18 protein-coding genes, 1 tRNA gene and 1 other annotated feature are annotated in these 16,886 nt (G+C 63.5%); of the genes, 7 read left to right on the forward strand and 12 right to left on the reverse strand.

The annotated features are described in order from the left end of the window. Window positions 1-79 precede the first annotated feature (79 nt). On the forward strand, window positions 80-481 hold the full coding sequence (locus AB5Y95_RS20140) for a VOC family protein (protein WP_005303759.1): 402 nt from the start codon (window positions 80-82) through the stop codon (window positions 479-481). A 71-nt stretch (window positions 482-552) separates the two neighbouring features. On the opposite strand, the gene AB5Y95_RS20145 is transcribed toward AB5Y95_RS20140, so the two are convergent. The 4 genes from AB5Y95_RS20145 to AB5Y95_RS20160 all read right to left on the reverse strand — a co-directional run bounded on the left by AB5Y95_RS20145 (window position 553) and on the right by AB5Y95_RS20160 (window position 4,076). Further along, window positions 553-2,031 (reverse strand): carboxypeptidase M32, encoded by a 1,479-nt coding sequence (locus tag AB5Y95_RS20145; RefSeq protein WP_368161900.1) that lies wholly within the window; start codon window positions 2,029-2,031, stop codon window positions 553-555. Between the two features lie 102 nt (window positions 2,032-2,133). Next, on the reverse strand, window positions 2,134-2,712 hold the full coding sequence (smrA, locus tag AB5Y95_RS20150) for a DNA endonuclease SmrA (protein WP_017782055.1): 579 nt from the start codon (window positions 2,710-2,712) through the stop codon (window positions 2,134-2,136). A 153-nt stretch (window positions 2,713-2,865) separates the two neighbouring features. Next, on the reverse strand, window positions 2,866-3,015 hold the full coding sequence (locus tag AB5Y95_RS20155; RefSeq protein ID WP_010634864.1) for a DUF3149 domain-containing protein: 150 nt from the start codon (window positions 3,013-3,015) through the stop codon (window positions 2,866-2,868). A 167-nt stretch (window positions 3,016-3,182) separates the two neighbouring features. After that, window positions 3,183-4,076: a TraB/GumN family protein gene (locus AB5Y95_RS20160; protein ID WP_368161901.1), complete on the reverse strand. Its 894-nt coding sequence runs from the start codon at window positions 4,074-4,076 to the stop codon at window positions 3,183-3,185. A gap of 87 nt (window positions 4,077-4,163) precedes the next feature. On the opposite strand from AB5Y95_RS20160, the gene AB5Y95_RS20165 reads away from it, so the two are divergent. Continuing rightward, window positions 4,164-4,496 carry a DUF1904 family protein gene (locus AB5Y95_RS20165; RefSeq protein ID WP_201988744.1) on the forward strand — a complete coding sequence of 111 codons (333 nt, stop codon included), beginning with the start codon at window positions 4,164-4,166 and terminating at the stop codon, window positions 4,494-4,496. A 144-nt stretch (window positions 4,497-4,640) separates the two neighbouring features. On the opposite strand, the gene AB5Y95_RS20170 is transcribed toward AB5Y95_RS20165, so the two are convergent. From AB5Y95_RS20170 to AB5Y95_RS20200, 7 genes are all read right to left on the reverse strand, one after another. After that, window positions 4,641-5,468 (reverse strand): SDR family oxidoreductase, encoded by an 828-nt coding sequence (locus AB5Y95_RS20170; protein ID WP_368161902.1) that lies wholly within the window; start codon window positions 5,466-5,468, stop codon window positions 4,641-4,643. A 119-nt stretch (window positions 5,469-5,587) separates the two neighbouring features. Beyond that, complete coding sequence (locus tag AB5Y95_RS20175) at window positions 5,588-7,033, reverse strand: OprD family outer membrane porin (protein ID WP_017763925.1); 1,446 nt, start codon at window positions 7,031-7,033, stop codon at window positions 5,588-5,590. A 508-nt stretch (window positions 7,034-7,541) separates the two neighbouring features. Then, window positions 7,542-9,479 carry a methyl-accepting chemotaxis protein gene (locus AB5Y95_RS20180; protein ID WP_368161903.1) on the reverse strand — a complete coding sequence of 646 codons (1,938 nt, stop codon included), beginning with the start codon at window positions 9,477-9,479 and terminating at the stop codon, window positions 7,542-7,544. 118 nt (window positions 9,480-9,597) lie between these two features. Then, window positions 9,598-10,494: a DMT family transporter gene (locus AB5Y95_RS20185; protein ID WP_368161904.1), complete on the reverse strand. Its 897-nt coding sequence runs from the start codon at window positions 10,492-10,494 to the stop codon at window positions 9,598-9,600. A 94-nt stretch (window positions 10,495-10,588) separates the two neighbouring features. Continuing rightward, a complete protein-coding gene (locus tag AB5Y95_RS20190) occupies window positions 10,589-10,741 on the reverse strand; it encodes a hypothetical protein (RefSeq protein WP_268010309.1) in 153 nt (50 codons plus the stop codon). A 149-nt stretch (window positions 10,742-10,890) separates the two neighbouring features. Continuing rightward, window positions 10,891-10,967: transfer RNA gene (locus tag AB5Y95_RS20195), tRNA-Arg, on the reverse strand. Between the two features lie 50 nt (window positions 10,968-11,017). Further along, window positions 11,018-12,172: a flagellar assembly protein FlgT gene (locus AB5Y95_RS20200; RefSeq protein ID WP_010634842.1), complete on the reverse strand. Its 1,155-nt coding sequence runs from the start codon at window positions 12,170-12,172 to the stop codon at window positions 11,018-11,020. Window positions 12,173-12,367: 195 nt separating this feature from the next. Here AB5Y95_RS20200 and AB5Y95_RS20205 point away from each other — a divergent pair, with 195 nt between their 5' ends. Both AB5Y95_RS20205 and AB5Y95_RS20210 read left to right on the forward strand, forming a co-directional pair. Beyond that, window positions 12,368-12,988: a FlgO family outer membrane protein gene (locus AB5Y95_RS20205; protein ID WP_005303721.1), complete on the forward strand. Its 621-nt coding sequence runs from the start codon at window positions 12,368-12,370 to the stop codon at window positions 12,986-12,988. 15 nt (window positions 12,989-13,003) lie between these two features. Beyond that, on the forward strand, window positions 13,004-13,432 hold the full coding sequence (locus AB5Y95_RS20210; protein ID WP_368161905.1) for an LPP20 family lipoprotein: 429 nt from the start codon (window positions 13,004-13,006) through the stop codon (window positions 13,430-13,432). Between the two features lie 106 nt (window positions 13,433-13,538). Here the strand turns inward: AB5Y95_RS20210 and pheA are convergent, their stop codons facing one another. Then, window positions 13,539-14,711 carry a prephenate dehydratase gene (pheA, locus tag AB5Y95_RS20215; RefSeq protein ID WP_017763932.1) on the reverse strand — a complete coding sequence of 391 codons (1,173 nt, stop codon included), beginning with the start codon at window positions 14,709-14,711 and terminating at the stop codon, window positions 13,539-13,541. 38 nt (window positions 14,712-14,749) lie between these two features. Further along, window positions 14,750-14,884: a sequence feature (Phe leader region), on the reverse strand. Between the two features lie 169 nt (window positions 14,885-15,053). On the opposite strand from pheA, the gene AB5Y95_RS20220 reads away from it, so the two are divergent. The 3 genes from AB5Y95_RS20220 to AB5Y95_RS20230 are packed head-to-tail and all read left to right on the forward strand — an operon-like array spanning window position 15,054 to window position 16,874. After that, window positions 15,054-15,653, forward strand: a complete 600-nt coding sequence (locus tag AB5Y95_RS20220; protein WP_017779208.1) for an HAD family phosphatase — start codon at window positions 15,054-15,056, stop codon at window positions 15,651-15,653. A 24-nt stretch (window positions 15,654-15,677) separates the two neighbouring features. Continuing rightward, on the forward strand, window positions 15,678-15,956 hold the full coding sequence (locus tag AB5Y95_RS20225) for a DUF6482 family protein (RefSeq protein WP_005303707.1): 279 nt from the start codon (window positions 15,678-15,680) through the stop codon (window positions 15,954-15,956). A gap of 45 nt (window positions 15,957-16,001) precedes the next feature. Beyond that, window positions 16,002-16,874: a hypothetical protein gene (locus tag AB5Y95_RS20230; RefSeq protein ID WP_017784403.1), complete on the forward strand. Its 873-nt coding sequence runs from the start codon at window positions 16,002-16,004 to the stop codon at window positions 16,872-16,874. The last annotated feature ends 12 nt before the right edge of the window (window positions 16,875-16,886 follow it).

A 16,886-nucleotide genomic window follows, 5' to 3' on the forward strand; every position in this document is an offset into this window, starting at 1 on the left:
TGCACGGTATGAAAAACAGATCGGTTTGAGGGGGCAAGTGTGCGAATCTGGGCTGACAACATCCAAGGAGGAGAGAGCCATGCCAGGACCCGCACGTGCCGGCGCCCTGATCTACGCCAGGGATCCCGGCCTGCTGAGCCACTTTTATCGCACCCTGCTGCAGATGGAGATCCGCAGCCAGAGTGACGAGCTGATCGTGCAGGAAAACGCCGACATCCAGCTGTTGCTGCACGCGATCCCAGCTCCTTATGCCGAGCAGGTGGTCATCACCACGCCGCCGCAGCTGCGCGAGCAGGGCGCCATCAAGCTGTTTTTCACCGTGCCTAGCCTCGCCTGGGCGGAAGCGAAAGCGGCCGATCTCGGTGGAGGCCTGCTGCCACAGCAGTGGTCAGGCCCAGGCTTCGTGGTGCGCAATGCGTTCGACCCCGAGGGCAACATCCTGCAGCTGCGCGAGTTTATTGGCGTGCCGGACGGGCGCTGACGCGCAGTGTCGCGATGAAAAACGGGGCTGCGAGGCCCCGTTTGTTATCTGCTGGCGGGCACGTTGGCCCCTTATTTCAGATAGCGCTGCTCGAGGTGTTTGCGCAGCCAGTGCGGATTCAGCGCCTCGCCGGTGGCGCGGCTGACCAGCTCGTCGGTGCCGTAGCGGCTGCCCTGGGACCAGATGTGACGACCCAGCCAGGCGAAGATCTCCGGCAGGCGGCCCGCCGCGATCAGCTCGCCCATGTTGCCGAGCTCTCGCTCGAGCGCGAAGCGCAGCTGCGCCGCGTACATGGCGCCGAGCGTGTAGCTCGGGAAGTAGCCGAACGAGCCGTCGGTCCAGTGAATGTCCTGCATGCAGCCATTCTGGTAGTTGCCCTTTGTGGAGAGCCCCAGCCACTGCTGCATCTTGGTGTCCCACAGCGCGGGAATGTCCGCCACCTCGATGCGACCTTCCATCAGATCGCGCTCCAGCTCGTAGCGCAGGATGACGTGGGCCGGGTAGGTCACCTCGTCCGCATCGACCCGGATAAAGCCGGGCTCGACCCGATTGTAGAGCTTGACCAGGTTTGCCGGCGCCAACGCCGCCTGCTCGCCGAAGTGGGCGCGAATGTGCGGCGCCAGCAGCGTGAGGAAGGCGGGATCATGGCCGAGCTGCATCTCGCAGAACAGGCTTTGGCTTTCGTGAATGCCCATGGAGCGCGCCTCGGCCACCGGCTGGCCCAGCAACTGGCGCGGCAAGCCCTGCTCGTAACGGGCGTGACCGGTTTCGTGGACTATGCCCATCAGGCTGGAGACGAACTCCTGCTCGTTGTAGCGGGTGGTGATGCGCACGTCGGTCGGCACCCCGCCGCAGAACGGGTGGCTGCTCACATCGAGCCGGCCGTGGGCAAAATCGAAGCCGAGCAGCCCCATCACCTGTTGGCCGAGCGCCTGCTGGGCGGCGATGGGGAAGGGGCCTTGCGGGATCAGGATGGTTTCGCTCTTTTGCTGTTCGCTCACGGTTTGGATCAGGTTCGGCAGCCAGCCGGTCAGATCGCCGAAGATCTCGTCGAGCCGGGCGCTGGTCATGCCCGGCTCATAGAGCGCCAGCATGGCGTCGTAGGGGCGCACCCCGAGCGCCTCGGCACGTAAGGAGGCGACCTCCCGCGACAGTTTCACCACTTCTGCGAGGTTCGGGGCAAAGCCGGCCCAGTCGTTCTCCTTGCGCTGGCGGCGCCAGGCGTGCTCGCACTTGCTACCGGCGAGCGACAGCGCCTCCACGAGATCCCCGGGCAGCAGGCTTGCATCCTGCCAGTGGCGCTTGATTTCGCGCAGGTTGGCACGCTGGGTTTCGTCCAGCGGCTCGCTCTCGGCCTTGGCAATCCAGTCGCCTAGCTCGGGGGCGGTGCGTTTGTGGTGGATCAGCAGTCCCAGTTCGGCCATGGCCTCGGCGCGGGCTTCGTTGCCCCCCTCTGGCATCATGGCGGCCTGATCCCAGCCACAGATGGCGGAGAGGTGGGAGAGCCGGTGCAGCTGTTGCTGATGTTGTTCAAGTTTCTGATATGACATGGGATGATCCTTGTTATCGTCCCTGATGGCGTACACCCCGTACCTGGCATGCTCGGGGCCGTTCGATGCTACCACCGCTCACCGCCCGGTGCGAGCCGCCGCTTAGCCGAGCCGCTTCTGGTGGCGTTCGCGGTTCTCCGCCTTCTTGCGCTCGCTCTTGCGCAGCAGCACGTAGAGGGCACCACCGCCGCCGTGGCGACGCTCGGCGCTGTGCATGGCCATCACCGCCGGCAGTTGCGGCAACCAGGCGCTGACATAGCTTTTCAGCAGGGCGCGCGGCGTGCTGCGCTCTCCCTTGCCGTGCAGGATCAGCAGGCAGCGGATGTCGCGCAGTTCGCAATCCGCGATGAACTGCACCAGGCTCTGGCGCGCTTCGTTCAGGGTCTTCTGGTGCAGGTCCAGACTCGCCTGCAGCTCGTACTTGCCGAGCCGCAGCTTCTTGTAGACCCCCTCCTGCACCCCGTCGCGCTTGAAGCCGACGATGGCGTGGGGGTCGAGCATCTCGACCGCTTCCATGCTGAGGTGATCCAGGGCGAGTTGTTCGGCGGTGGCGGCCTGGCGCCGCGCCAGCTGGGCGTCGGTCGGGCTGCTGGCCGTCTGGAGGCGGATATGGTCGTTGCGAATGGGGCGCACATCGGCCACTTCATTGCGAAACAGTGAGAGTTCGTCGTTTTGAGACACGGCAGGCTCCCCGCAGGTGGAATGAGCGGCCATTATAGCGGGCGGGGGCGGATCTGAAAGTGGCGGGCGCGGCAGTGGCGCGGGTCTGCTCAGACCCTGAGCAAAGGGGAGGCGAGGGCGGGATCAGGCGATCGGGGATCGCCTGACGCAGGCTTATTGGCCCTCTTTCGGCGGCTTGGCGTTCATCACCTTGTAGATGAAATAGGCCGCGTAGGAACTGATCAGCAGGAAGGTACCGATAATCACCAACATGGACATCAGTCCCACGCTGTTGCCGAACATCAGGTTCATCCAAAAATCCATCTCGTGCACTCCTGTCATCCCATTGATGACAGGCATGATAGATACCTCTTTGGGAGCAAAGAGATGATCTCGATCAAGTCCCCTTGTGGTTATTTAATCGGCAGGCGGATCTGTGAGCCTCCTCCCAGTTCAAGACCCTGACGGGGCCGGTGTGGCCCCGTCGGCGCCTATTGGCGGGCAGGCTTGCGCGGGCCCGGCTCGGTGAGCGGGGTGATGCGCCAGCCCTGCTGTTCCAGCAGGGCGAGCAGCCCTTGGTCGCCGTAAAGATGCAGCGCCCCTACCACGATGAAACTCTCGTTCGGCAGGGTGGACCACTTCTTCAGCCAGTTGTGGTTGCGCTCCGCCAGCAGGGTCTGTTCCAGCCAGGCCTGCAGTTTGGGCGGCGCCATCTCCGATTTGAGCAGGTTGATGAGGGTCGCCTCGTCCCCCTCTTCCCACGCCTTCATCACCTCGCCAAAGCCGCGCTCGAGCTCGGGCAGCTCGTCCAGGGTGCTCTCCAGCATCAGGGTCTGGTTGTCACCGACGCTGGCGAGGTAGCCGAGCTGCTCGAGCAGGGTCTCGAAGCCGATGATGGGCTTGCCGCCGTCGGTGGCCTGTTTGGCGAAGTGCTGATCCACCCCGAGCGCGCTGCGAAAGTCGGTGCGCTCCAGCGCCGCCTGGGTGAGGGTGATGGCGGCGAACCAGGGGCGCAGCGGGGCCAGCATGTTCTCGGTCAGGCCGTTCTGGCCGGCGGCAATGATGGTGCGCCGGTAGAGGTCGAGCGGTATGTGCTCCTTGAGGGTCTTGCCGTCCACCAGCCGGGTGATGGCCCCCATCTCCTGCCACTGCTGCTGGCTGATGTGGGTCAGATCGACCTCCAGCACCAGGGCGCGGCTCTGCAGCCAGGTCCGCTCGATGGGGTCGGGCAGCGGATAGAGCGAGGGCTTGCCCGCGTGGATGGAGCCCAGCAGCCAGTGCTGTTGATCGCCCTTGCTGACCCGATAGAAGGCGGGGTCGGCTAAGGCGCTCAGCGGTAGCAGCAGGCAGAGCAGGAAGGGGAGCAGCAGGCGATGGAGTCTCATGGGGCACCTTATGTCAGCGGATGGCTTCTCTTCGTCACAATAACCCCTATGATAAGTCCTCATTTGTCACAGCCAAGAGGTTTTCCCATGCCCCACCTTCGTTTTCGGGCCGTCTCCGTCGACACCCTCAAGCAGATAAGCCCCCCTCTGCTGGCGGATCTCTGTGCCCTCACCGGGGGCAAACCTGAGTTCGTCACCCTGGAGTGCATCGACAGCCACTGGGTGCGCGAAGGGGAGCGCGAGGCCGGCTTTCCGTTTGTCGAGCTGGTCTGGTTCGAACGCCCGCAGGAGCTGCAGGACGCGGCCGCGGCGCTGATCACCCGCCACCTGAAAGCGGTGCTGGGGGAGCAGACCTATGTGGTGGTGCAGGTGCTGCCCATCGTCAAGAGCTGCTATTACAGCAACGGCCAGCACTACTGAGCGGGTACTGCCAGGGATGGCGGTTTGGCTGATTCAAGCCATTCTGGTGCGGGTTGGTGGAGATGAGACGAGAGGCGACGATGCGCGTCGTCGCCTCTGGTTGCCAGTAGTGTGCGGGCGTGTCGGGTGGCGAAGCGGTTGTCGTCAGGCCGACTTGGCGAGGATCCGGTCGAGCAGGCGGCTTGGCAACAGTCGGCGCAGTACTCCGAACAGCCGGGTCGGGAAGGTGACCGGGTAGCGGTGTTTTGGGCGCGGGCTGCCGAGTGCGTGCAGCAGCGGTGCGATGCAGGCTTCGCTTGGCAGGGTAAAACCGCGGGCACCCCCTTCACGCTCCAGCCGGCTCAGGGTCTGCTGGTAGGCGGCCTGATGGCGGCTGGCGGCGGGATCTATGTGGTGCAGGAAGGCGGCGCGGGCATTGGCCCGAAAGCGGGTATCGATAGGGCCCGGCTCGATCAGGCTGATCTGCACGCCGCTGCCGGCCAGCTCCAGGCGCAGGGTATCGGTATACCCTTCCAGCGCGAACTTGCTGGCGTTGTAGGCGCCGCGATACTTCATGGCCACCAGCCCCAGCACCGAGCTGTTCTGCACGATGCGCCCCTCGCCGGCCGCCAGCATGGCGGGTAGCAGCTGGCAAATGAGGTGGTGCCAGCCAAACAGGTTGGTGTCGAACTGCTCGCGCAGCGCCTGGGTGGGCAGATCCTCCAGCGCGCCGGGCTGGCCGTAGGCGCCGTTGTTGAACAGGCCATACAGGCGGCCACCGGCCAGTGCCTGTGCCTCGGCCGCGCCCCGCTCTATGCTGGCCTCGTTGGCCAGATCCAGCTCGACGGCCAGCAAACCCAGCTGGCGCAGCTGCGCCACGTCCTCGGCCTTGCGGGCGGAGGCGATGACGGTGTAGCCGTGCTGGCCGAGCGCCTTGGCGGCGGCCAGGCCGATGCCGCTGGAGCAGCCGGTGATCAGAACGAAGCGGGACATGGGCGCATCCTTGTGGTAGCAGGGCAGGCAGAAGTGCCTGCGGTTTTTCATGTTAACCCGCTGATCAGAAAAAAGAAAACCGGGCCAATCGGCCCGGTTTGCTAACTTCAACCACCTGCTTACAGGATGGTGAACGGCATGATGATGTGGAACTTGACGTCTTTCTCGGAGGCGAAGATGTTGGGGTATTCGGTCCAACCGCCGCCCTGGCTGATGTCGTTGTTGTAATCGGTGTAGTGCAGCTTGAACAGGGTGCCCTTCAGCTTGCCATCCTGCACTGTGTACATGACGTCGAAGTTGGCTGCCCATTCGGTATCTTCACCGTTGGTGGCCTTGGTGCCGTCGCCTTTCTGGATATCCCAGCCGTAGGCACCGGAGACACCGACGGACCAGCCAGGTGCACCCACCAGGTCATCCAGGGAGCGGGTCACGCCGAAGAACAGCGCTTTTTCGTTGTTGGCGTTCCAGTCGGAGCGGGAATCCCACCAGATTTCGTTCGCGCCCTGGGAGTTGCCGTAGCCACGGGTCAGACGGGGCAGGTAGTTGCCTTCGTTACCCTCGGCCTTGGTCCACAGACCTTCCAGACGGAAGCCGTACGGGCCCATGCCCCAGGCGGCGGTCAGCGCTTGCTGCCATGCCAGGCCGTCGTAAGTCTCGATGTCGGCACCGCCCTTCTGATAGGTCTCGGTGTCGGAGCCGTAGAACTGGTAGCTGGTGGAGAGGCCGCCCAGCACGTCAAACTTGTGGGCCAGCTTGAAGTGGTAGCTGTCCATGTAGTTTTCGGAGTTACCGTAAGAACCGGTAATGGAGGTGCCGTTTTCGAAGGTGTAACGCGCCGCTACGCCCTGGATGTAGTCGATGACGTTTTCATCGGCGAACGGATCCATCCATGCCTTGGCGCGGGAGAACTTCTGGGTCTCTTTGTACCAGGGGGATTTGTACTCGTCGGCGATGGCGTAGGTCAGGTAGAGGCCGCCGAAGTTGCCTTCAATCTGGCCACCACGGTAGGTACCCGGCTGATAGGACCAGTTCACGCCGATCACGCCTGGTACGTAGAGTTGGGTCAGACCGCCCTTGGCGGTGAGGGCACCGTCCAGCGCCTTGAATTTCAGCGAGGCGTTGGCCAGGCTGAAGCCGCCTTCCGGGGAACCGTCCTTGTAGTTTTCGCCCCATTTGTTGCCGGCGAAGGAGAATTCGTTCTCCTGGTTGACCGGGTGGTTCTCGGTCACGGCCAGATCATAGGCACCGAAACCGCCCACATCGATACCCACCACGTCCCAGGCGTAGCCGGAGTTGAAGTTCAGGGAGGCCTGGGTGGTGGCGTGGCTCAGGTTGGACTGGTACTTGCCTTCTTTGTTCTTGGCAGTGGGGTCGCCGTCGATACGCTGACGATCACGCTGGAAGTAGAAGAGGCCACCGTTGAGTTTGCCTTCTTCATAGAATTTGCTGGCGGCGGCTGCATAGGCGGGACCTGCTTCGTCGGCAGCCAACACCATACCGGGGGCGAGCATGGCAGCAACGACGGCTGCGCTCAATGCGGCACGTTTGAAGATCACTTTTTCCATTTTGTATTGCTCCTGATTTTATGGACTTAGCTTTTTTTGTCCGGCAGTCAGGCAGGTGCCCGCCGCTCGGTATTGGCATTGCAATCAAGACCCCGAAGGGCAAAAAGTTCGAGTATGTCGGCTGCGGCCGCGACGTCTTGGCACATCTGCGGTGGGTGCAGTTCTGTTCATCACATAGTTTGTTTTTTTGTGTTCCGATACTTGGCTATCGGACAGCTCAAGAGTACGTTCGCGGTGCGAAATATCAATGGAAAGTTCCCACCAAGTTTCAAAAATATGACCGAGTGCAAATAATCATGACGCTCGTTGTGGACACTCCCAGCCCGCTCATAACGGCGATGACAACGTTTTCAGATGAAATTGCCGGCCGATCCGGACGGATCGCACTGTGCAGAGGGATCTTTCCTCGTTAACCTGCGGATAACAGATAATTTTGTGCCACAAAAAAAGATAAGCCCCTGCGCGATGGCAGGGGCCGGGTTGGGGGCGCCGGCTGAACCGGCGCGGATCAGGCCTGGTGGCCGAGGATGCGCGGGATCTGGCTGGCTTGGTGGTGGATGTGCTCCGACACCTGCACCGAGAGGCGGCTGCCCTGGCGGGCGTGCTGGCTGATGCGGCCGATGAGATCGGCAAAACTGGCCAGCTTGTGCTCCTGGCTCTTGGCGTTGTCGGCCCCCTGCAGGGCGATGACCGCCGTGCTGCGCGCCATCTCCCGCACCGCCTGGGTGGTCTGGCGCAGCTGCTCCGCCTGTTGACGCTGGGCGGCGGCCTCTGCGGTGATCCGCGCCAGCACGGTGCCGAGCTGATCCCCCGCCTGGGTCAGTCTGGTCAGGATCTCGGTGATCTGGCCAAGGGAGCGCTGGGTATCGGCGGAGAGGTGGCGCACCTCGTCGGCCACCACCGCAAAACCGCGCCCCTGTTCCCCGGCCCGGGCCGCCTCGATGGCGGCGTTGAGCGCCAGCAGGTTGGTCTGCTGGGAGATGTGGCCGATCACGTCGACGATGGCGGTCACATCTTCCACCGAGCGCTTGAGCTGGGCCAGGGCGCCACCACTCTCGTCGATGGCAAGCCCGGTCTGGGCGGTGGCCTGCAACATGCCGCCCACCAGCTGCTCGCTCTGGCTCATGGAGTGCTCGTTGTGCTGGGCGTGCTGCGCTATCTCGGCGGCCACCTGGTGTACCTCGCCGGCCAGCTGGTTCAGCTCGCTCATCATCAGATCGCTCTCGTCCACCGCCTGCTCCGTGGTGCGGGTGCTGTGATGGATCTCCTGCACCTGGTTGACCATCCCCTGCAGGCTTTGCGACACCGCCGACAGCTGACCCTCTTTCTGCTGCTGATCCTGTTGCAGCCGCAGGATGAGGCGGTTGTAGCTGGCGACGATGTCGGCCAGCTCGTTGCGCTCGCGCCCCTCTGGCAGGGTCTCGGCCTGCCCGGTCTCGTCGAGCTGCAGGAAGGCCTCGCGCAGGCGCAGCAGCGGCCTGACCAGCCAGCGGCGCTGCACCAGCGCAAACAGCAGGGCCACCAGCACCAGACAGAGCGCCAGGCTGCCGAGGATGGCGGCCAGGCGCTGGTTCACCGCCTGGCGGGCGGCGGCCAGTTCGCTGCCCATCTGGCCGGTGGCCTGCAGCATCTGGTCAATGTCCTGCTGCACCGCCTGGCGCGCCTGCTGCTGTTGTTGCAGCGCCTTGCGGCTGTTTTCCAGCTCCTGCGGGTAGCGCTTGAGCAGGGAGATCAGCTCGGCCTTGGGGAGATCCCCCAGTTCCTTGCGCTCCGGCTCCCCCAGGGTGAACTCGTCGGCGGGAGGCGCCTCGAAAAGCGCCAGACTCGGCAGGGCCGCCAGCTGCTCGGCCTGTTTTTGCAGGGCCGCCAGCTCGAATTGCAACCCTTCCAGCAGCTTGGGGCTGGCCTGCTCCATGTAGTTCTGGCGCAGGTGAGCGAGCGCCGGCAGGGCTGCCAGCAGGTCGCCTGCCAGCTGGCGATAGCGCTCGGCGCTGGCCGGGTCGCTCCCCGTCGCCCCTTGCTGACCGTATCGCAGCAGCGCCCTGGCCTGATCGGTCAGCTCGTTCTCGGCATTTTGCAGCAGCCACTGGCTGTTGCCAGAGAGCTTGCCCGCCGCCAGATAGTCGCTGTCGATGCGCGCTCCCATCTGCTCGAGCAGGGTGCGCAGCGGGGCAGTGAGCGCCCCATTCTGTTGGGAGAGCTGGGCGAGCGCCTGCTTGCGCACCCCTTCGGCCTCGGTCAGCCGCAGCGGATCGCCGCTGGCGAGGTAGTCGCGCAGGGTGCCCTGCAGGGTACCGGTGAGCCGCTGCTGCAGCCGTTCGTGCTGGTGCTGGGCCTGCTCGGCCTGGTTCAGCTGTTGCCAGCCGTGCCAGAGGGCAGCGACCTGCACGGCGGCGACCAGCAGCAGAGCGAGAGAAGAGAGGGAGGCGTAATGGGCAATTTTCACGGCAGCATTCCTGCTTGTTGAACCACGGCGATGGGCGTCGGCGTGAGCTTAAGCAGCAGAGATGGCGCTTTTATGACAGTCAACCCGGCGGCCCGGACTGACTGTCGAGAGGGCTGGCTTACGGCCGCAGGGCAGGGGCCTCCTGCTGCTGGCGGGCAGGGGGCTTGCCCAGCATGCCGAGCAGGGCGCCACCCATGATAAGGGCGCCGGCCAGCAGGTGGCGGGGGGTCAGCTGCTCGCCGTTGAGCAGCACCAGCAGCAGGGTGCTCAGCAGCGGCGTCAGATAGGCCAGCGCTCCGATCCGGCGCGGATCCCCGTCTCGCAGCGCCAGATACCAGGTGACGAACGCCGCCCCCATGGGACCGAGTGCCAACCCTATGATGAGGCCCCAGTCACCGGCCGGAATTTGAGCCACCGGCAGCGGTCCCTCCAGCAGCCGGGCCAGCAACAGCGCCAGCAACCCGGCTGGCAGGCAGGCCGCCGCCGTCATCACCGCCGGGGCCGGCGGGAGCCGGCGCGACAGCACCGAGTAGGCACCCCAGACGATGGCGGCCCCCAGTGCCAGCAGATAGCCCGGCAGATAGGCCTGTTGCAGCTGCAGCTCGCCGTTCACCATCACCAGTACCGAGCCGGCCAGACCCAGGGCGCCGGCCAGCAGGTGACGGCCGTGCAGCGGGTGACCCGGCAGCAGCAAGGGGGTGAACAGAATGATGAACAGCGGCCAGAGGTAGTTGATGAGGTTCGCCTCCAGCACGGGGGCGTGGCGAAAGCTCATGAACAGCAGCAGGTGGTAGAGCAGCAGGGCGCTGATGGTCACCAGCCAGTTGACCGGACGAGCCCGCCACTGACGCCAGAACGGCAGGGCTCCCACCCCGCAGAAAAACAGCACCAGCCCCACCAGCACCAGCGGCGACACGCTGGTGACCCGGGAGGTGAGCGCCGCCAGCGAGGCCCACAGCACTATGGTCAGCAGCGCCAGCCCGGTGGACTTGTCGCACCACGAAGCAGCAGACATCCGACACTCCTTTGCAGATGAATGAACAAAAAGAGGGCCAGTCTAGCAGACCGGCCCTCCCTGGTGGCCATACCCCGGTGGTGTGGCAGTGCGATTATTTGCTGTCGGTCACCGCGCTGCTGATGGCGGGCAACTGCTGGCGACGCACGCCCCAGATGATGAGCGCCAGCACCAGCAGGGGCAGTAAGGGATCCAGCCAGGTGCCGCCGGAGCCGAACAGCAGGTTGAGCAGGTTCAGCAGGACCATTCTACTGGGCTGGCGGATTAGTTTGGCAGGTAGGTTCGGTGGCGACGGGATGAGGGGGCGGCTGACGCACCCGCCATCGGCGAACGGCGGCCTTGACCAAAAACGAGCAAGGGGTTGGCATCATGACGATGCCAACCCCTTGTTTTGTATGGCGTTCCCGACTGGAGTCGAACCAGTGGCCTGTCCCTTAGGAGGGGACCGCTCTATCCTGCTGAGCTACGGGAACCTTGTGGCCGGCATTATACAAGAAGCGGCTCCCTTTTAAACCCTTGATTCTTATTCCAATACTGCCAGATCGCCGATCTGGATGTTAAACGGCGAATATTTGTTCTGGCTGCTGATGATGGCGCCATCCTCGAATACCTGTACTACTTCGAACAGGCCGTCGGCCGGGTTGCGCAGCATGCGTGCCTTGCCGTAGGGGTCGATGAAATCGGCATCGTGCTGGATGCGGAACTGATCCCCGAGCCGGACGCCGTTGCGGCGGCCCAGATTGATGTAGGGGCCGCGCTCGTTCTGGCTGACCACCCGGGCGGTGACCGGGGCGCAACTGAGCTGGGCCACCAGATCCTGCACCGCCTCCTGCAACTGGTAGTTGACCTCCTGACCGTAGCTCGACTGCCAGAACTGGCCGCTGCTGCTGCCTACCTGATCCCGCTTGGCGAAGGTCCAGTTGGCCCGGCCCTGGTACTCCTTGCGACCGAGCAGGCTGCCGTTGATGCCGTCGAACAGATAGAGCTGCATGCGAAAGTTTCGGATGGGATCTTCATACCAGCTGGTCAGCTGGTTGCCCTGCGGCTCGATGGAGAGATCGTCGATGCTGCCGAGCACCAGGTACTGGCTATCGGTGCGCAGGCTGAGCGCCTTGATCTCCTCGAGGGCGCTGCGATCCCCCTGCTGCAGGTGGAGCGGGTCGATGCGCAGGTTTTCGTCCAGCCACTGGCGCACGGCTACCCCTTGCGGTGCGCTGGCTAGGGCCTCGAACATGCGTCGTGACAGGTTGGCGGGCATGTCGTCGAGGGCGCCGTAGCTCGCCTGCTCGGGGTAGCGTAGCCGCAGCCGCACCAGCGTCAAATCCTTGGCGTAGTGCTGGGTCTGGCAGATCTGGCGCTCGGCCTGGATGTCGGCCATCACTGTGATGTACATGCGGCCGTTGCGCACCTCTTCCCGCTTGAGCCGGTACTGGCGAATGTCGCCGCCGGAGCGGATCTGGATCTGCTCGGAGCGCAGGCTGCCGTTTTCCAGGCGCTGGATGCTGGAGACGGCGGCGCCGCTCGCCAGCAGCGCCTGCCGCAGGGCATCGCGGGTCGCCTGCTCGCGGGCGTAGACCTCGTCCCCGCCCAGGATGGCGGCACTGCCCTGCGCCTCGATGATCTCGGCCCGGGCCGACAGACTGGCCAGCAGCAGGGTTAACAGCAGCGGTAATTTCATGACAAACACCTTGAATATGCGGGTCGGCGCGATTCACCCCTGTCGAAGTGAGGTCGCCGGCCGATACAGATTACAGAGCCGTGCCGGTTACACAGCACACCGTGAATATTTAGCAAGATCCATGCCTCATTCCCGGCTCAAGCTTTGGCCGGTCGAACCGATAACAAATCAGGTGCAGATACAGGAAAGGTATCCATGAACAAACTCATCACGGCGTTGGCGCTCGCTCTGGCATTGGCCGGTTGCGGCACCGACCCCATCAACCGGGATCTGGGTGATCCGCGCCAGGCGGCGCAGGGGATGGAACTCAACTGGCTGGTGGCTCGCATGACCGATCAGCTGATGGAGCGCAAGTCGCTCACCACCCTGACCGAGCCCATCGCGGTCGCCTCCTTTGTCGATCTCGACACCCTGCAGGACACCAACTGGATGGGTCAGCAGATCGAGGAGAGTTTCATCTACGAGCTCAACCGGCGTGGGGAAGTGGTGGTGGATTTCAAGCTGACCGGCAGCATCAAGGTGACGCCGCAGGGGGATTTCGTGCTGAGCCGCAACTACAAGGATCTCTCTCCCCGGTTGCCCATCTCCCGCATCCTGGTCGGCACCTTCAGCCGCAACAGCAAGGGGATCCTGGTCAACGCCCGCATCATCGACCTGCGTACCAAGATGGTGGAGACCACGGCCCAGAGCATGATCCCGCAGAAATACCTGTTCGGTGCCAACAATTCGTTTGGCCGGGCCTCGATCAACCGCGGTTACCTGATGCGTGACAGCCAGGCGCGTCCCGGCGGCCATCTGGTCAACCTGACGCCCTGACAAGGAGTAGACGCAATGAGAATCCTGTTCGGATGCCTGCTGGTCCTGCTGCTGACGGCGTGCAGCGGCGGCAATCGGGTGGTCAACTACGGCGGCAACAACAAGCCGGATGACTTCCCGGTACTCAAGGCGGTCGGCTATGCGGTGATCGACATCCAGCCCGGCCCCTCCCAGTCCGAGAAGATGCTGCAGGCCATCCGCGCCTCCAAGATGGACGCCTACCGTGAACTGGCCGAGCAGCTCAACGGCCAGCAGGTGCGCGGCCAGAGCAGCTACAAGGACCTGACCCAGACCTCCAACTCGCTGGACGTGTCGGTGGCGGGCATGGTGCGCGGCGCCAGGGTGGTGGCCTCCTATCCCCGCGGCAACACCTATGCCACCGAGATGGAGCTCGATACTCGCGCCCTCTACAACATCAACCAGCTGATGGCAGGTCAGTTCTGACGGCGTGCCCGCAGCGAATGGACCACAAAAAGGCGACCCCGCAGGGTCGCCTTTTTCATGGGCGGTGTCGGCCGGCAGATACCCGGGCCGACCCAACCTTGGTGGATCAGCCGCCCATCAGCACCGGCGGCACTGTGGTCGGCTTGACGTCTTCGCTCGGGTAGCAGCCCAGCACCTTGATGTAGCGGGTGATCTTGGTCAGCTCCATCAGCGCGGCCTGCATGGACGGGGTGTTGAGGTTGGCGGAGACATCCAGGTAGAACATCTCCTCCCACGGGTTGCCCTGCACCGGCCGGGATTCCAGCTTGGTCATGTTGATCTCGTTGTTGCGCAGCACCAGCAGCGCTTCCACCAGCGAGCCCGGCTTCTGGGAGGTGGACATGATGAGGGTGGTCTTGGCCGGGATCTGCGGCGCCACGTCGATGGGCTTGCGCGCCACCACGATGAAGCGGCTGTAGTTCTCCTTCTGGTTGGCCAGCTGCTCGGCCAGCACGTCCAGACCATACAGCTCGCCGCCAGCTGCGCTGCCGATGGCGGCCGCCTCCGGGCTTGCCAGCTCTTTGACCTTCATCATGGCGCTGGAGGAGGAGTCGCAGATCTCGTGGCGCGCCCCTTCCAGCTTGCTCAGATAGTGGGAGCACTGCTGGAACACCTGCGGGTGGGCGTAGAAGGTCTTGATGCGGGACAGCTCGGTGGGCACGGCGGTGAGGATGCAGTGCTCGATGGGGTAGGTGAGCTCACCGACGATGGAGAGGCTGGTGTGCTGCATCACGTCGTACACCTCGTTGATGGAGCCCGAGCTGGTGTTCTCGATGGGCAGCACGCCGAAGGCGGCACGGCCCGACTCCACCGCATCCAGCACCTCGCGGAAATTCTGGCAGTTCACCTCGATCACCTGATCCTTGTAGCGGGCCAGGTACTTGCGGGCGGCGAGGCTGGAATAGGAACCGCGCGGCCCCAGATAGGCGACGCTGGTCATCGGCTCCTGCTGCTCCGGGTTGAGCAGGCTCTGCAGATAGGCCTGCTGGGAGAGCACCGAGTCTTCGATGATGGTGTGATAGATGCGGGTGATGTACTGGGCATCCAGCCCCAGTCCGCGCCCTTTCTGGATCAGGGCGACCAGCAGATCCTGCTCGCGCTGGGGATCGCGGATCGGGCGCGGGTTGGCCTGCTTGGCGCGGGCGACCTCGATGCTGAGGGTCTTGCGTTTGGCCAGCAGGGCGAGCAGCTCCTGATCCAACTGGGTGATGTCTTGTCTGATCTCGTCGAGCGTTGCCATGATGGTTCCCTATCCAAGTAATCGATTGTGGTGGCTGCAAAAAAAAACCTCCGCTAGGGGAGGCTCGATTCGTCTTTGCTTTCTGTTTACGCGAGTGCTTCACGTGACGACTGGCCTTCCCTCATGAGGGCCGGATAAACGAGAAAGCAAAAAAGAATGGTGCGTGCATGAGTGTGTCCTTGAGGTAACGGCATAAGCATTAAGGGATTTGACCGTGCGATGCAAGTAAAACTTGCCCGTGGGTGGCGAACGGGGCAGGGTAGGGGCGTGAGCCTGTGGAGGCAGGCGTGTGTCGAATGGGCCCGCTTGCCGTCGTAATGAAGCAGAGAGCTGGAGGTGAGAATGGCGATTATTTTCGATCTGGGACGAGTGGTGGTGAGCTGGGATCCGGTCGGTATCGTGCGCTCGGTACGGGGGCCGCACGGGGCGGAGCAGCTGGCGGAGCAACTGTTCAACCATGGCGACTGGCTGGAAGTGGACCGGGGGACCCTGTCGCTGCACACCATGGCCCGTCAGGCGCAGGCGCGAACCGGCCTGTCGACGGCGGAGAATCTGGCCATTTTGCAGGCGGTGCCGCCATCCCTTGTGCCGGATCCCGCTATGCTGAGCCTGATAGAGGCACTGCACGGGGAGGGGCACACCCTCTACGCACTCTCCAACATGGGCCACGCCAGCATCGACTGGCTGGAGCAACATCAGGATTTCTGGCGCTTCTTCAGCGGCAAGGTGGTGTCGGCAAGGGTACGGATGATGAAGCCGGAGCCGGATATCTACCGCTATCTGCTGGTGTCGTTCGATCTGCGGGCCGAGCAGTGCCTGTTCATCGATGACAGCCCGGCCAACGTGGCCGCTGCACAGACGCAGGGGATCGGCGGCCTGGTGTTTACCGATGCATACAGTTGTCGCCAGCAGCTGGTGACACAGGGTTACCTGCCGGCCTGAGCGGGCGGGAACGCGGGGTAAGTTATGGAACACGGCAGGTTTCGCAATTGGCTCAGTCACTATCCGGATGCGGGGCTGCTGATCGCCTGTCTGGATGGCAGCGGTTATCAGCTCTGTGTCGAGGTGGATGGGGAGATGCAGTGCCTTACCGACAGCGAGGGGGGCAGGCTGACGTTCGCCTCCCTCGAGCAGGCCGAGGGTTTTCTGCGCATGCACCAGGTTCATCAGGCGAAACTGCGGATTTATGACACGCAACTGGATGAATATGATGATAATTGGTATGAAATAATCATTAAATTCTAATTTATCCGCATTCTTTAAGGGTTTATTCAGGATTATTGCTGCACAATGGCGCCCAATTCATCATCCGGTGCCGTTGTTATGGATGCCAATATCGTTGTGCTGAATCGAGGATACGATCAGACCTTTCAGACCAGGGAGCAGTCGCTTATCGAGACCCTGGCTGGCTACGGCGAACTGGCGGTCTCCTTCTCCGGTCGACTGGAGTCCTGCTACAGCATGGATCTGTGCCGCGCCAGCGGTATCCGGATCCGCGCCATCACTCTGGACAGCCCGACCCGCAGCCGCAAGGAAGTGGCCCGTGCCAAACGTTACTGCCAGCGTTACGGCATCGAGCAGCGGGTCATCAAGACCGATGAGATGATCTTCTGCGATCACCTGCGCCACCTCAACGAGGTGATCGATCCGGTGCGTTACATCTGTCACCTCACCGCACTGGAAACCGACTGGAGTCACCTGCCCATGCTGCTGCCGGCGCCGGTCGAGGAGCTGCGGGAGTATCTGCGTCGCTTCGGCAGCCTGCCGGACAACACCCTCTGGCTGTTCGCCAAACAGGGCATGACCCACAGGGACTTTCGCTACGGCTTCAACAAGCGTCAGCTGGGACGCTGGGGCAAGAGTGCCCATGGCTGCCTGAGCCACCGCTTCTCCGATCCCGAGCTGGTGGATCGCCGTCATCTGCGGATGGTGGACATGGCGGAGCAGATGCTGGCCGACATGGGGTTGGAGGAGGCGCAGGTGTTTTTCCATACCCTGGGCGATCGGGCCACCACCCTGGCCCGGGTACGGCTGCCGGCCCGGTTGCGAGCCCGGGCGTTCGATCTGCAGCCGGATATCCTCACCGCCCTCAAGAGCACGGCGTTCGATCTGGTGACCCTGGACATGATGCCGGCGGAGGAGCGTCAGGAGCTGGTGGTCTAGGCAGCCGAGGGC

It is taken from the genome of Aeromonas sp. R5-3 (genome assembly GCF_040908225.1).
In the GTDB taxonomy this organism is placed as follows: Bacteria; Pseudomonadota; Gammaproteobacteria; order Enterobacterales; family Aeromonadaceae; genus Aeromonas; species Aeromonas dhakensis.

What these genes read in the sequence shown, in the direction of transcription:
- AB5Y95_RS20140 (WP_005303759.1), top strand. Translation starts at nt 80, where the DNA reads ATGCCAGGACCCGCACGTGCCGGCGCCCTGATCTACGCCAGGGATCCC.
- AB5Y95_RS20145 (WP_368161900.1), bottom strand. Translation starts at nt 2,031, where the DNA reads ATGTCATATCAGAAACTTGAACAACATCAGCAACAGCTGCACCGGCTC.
- AB5Y95_RS20155 (WP_010634864.1), bottom strand. Translation starts at nt 3,015, where the DNA reads ATGGATTTTTGGATGAACCTGATGTTCGGCAACAGCGTGGGACTGATG.
- AB5Y95_RS20160 (WP_368161901.1), bottom strand. Translation starts at nt 4,076, where the DNA reads ATGAGACTCCATCGCCTGCTGCTCCCCTTCCTGCTCTGCCTGCTGCTA.
- AB5Y95_RS20165 (WP_201988744.1), top strand. Translation starts at nt 4,164, where the DNA reads ATGCCCCACCTTCGTTTTCGGGCCGTCTCCGTCGACACCCTCAAGCAG.
- AB5Y95_RS20170 (WP_368161902.1), bottom strand. Translation starts at nt 5,468, where the DNA reads ATGTCCCGCTTCGTTCTGATCACCGGCTGCTCCAGCGGCATCGGCCTG.
- AB5Y95_RS20175 (WP_017763925.1), bottom strand. Translation starts at nt 7,033, where the DNA reads ATGGAAAAAGTGATCTTCAAACGTGCCGCATTGAGCGCAGCCGTCGTT.
- AB5Y95_RS20185 (WP_368161904.1), bottom strand. Translation starts at nt 10,494, where the DNA reads ATGTCTGCTGCTTCGTGGTGCGACAAGTCCACCGGGCTGGCGCTGCTG.
- AB5Y95_RS20190 (WP_268010309.1), bottom strand. Translation starts at nt 10,741, where the DNA reads ATGGTCCTGCTGAACCTGCTCAACCTGCTGTTCGGCTCCGGCGGCACC.
- AB5Y95_RS20200 (WP_010634842.1), bottom strand. Translation starts at nt 12,172, where the DNA reads ATGAAATTACCGCTGCTGTTAACCCTGCTGCTGGCCAGTCTGTCGGCC.
- AB5Y95_RS20205 (WP_005303721.1), top strand. Translation starts at nt 12,368, where the DNA reads ATGAACAAACTCATCACGGCGTTGGCGCTCGCTCTGGCATTGGCCGGT.
- AB5Y95_RS20210 (WP_368161905.1), top strand. Translation starts at nt 13,004, where the DNA reads ATGAGAATCCTGTTCGGATGCCTGCTGGTCCTGCTGCTGACGGCGTGC.
- pheA (WP_017763932.1), bottom strand. Translation starts at nt 14,711, where the DNA reads ATGGCAACGCTCGACGAGATCAGACAAGACATCACCCAGTTGGATCAG.
- AB5Y95_RS20220 (WP_017779208.1), top strand. Translation starts at nt 15,054, where the DNA reads ATGGCGATTATTTTCGATCTGGGACGAGTGGTGGTGAGCTGGGATCCG.
- AB5Y95_RS20225 (WP_005303707.1), top strand. Translation starts at nt 15,678, where the DNA reads ATGGAACACGGCAGGTTTCGCAATTGGCTCAGTCACTATCCGGATGCG.
- AB5Y95_RS20230 (WP_017784403.1), top strand. Translation starts at nt 16,002, where the DNA reads ATGGCGCCCAATTCATCATCCGGTGCCGTTGTTATGGATGCCAATATC.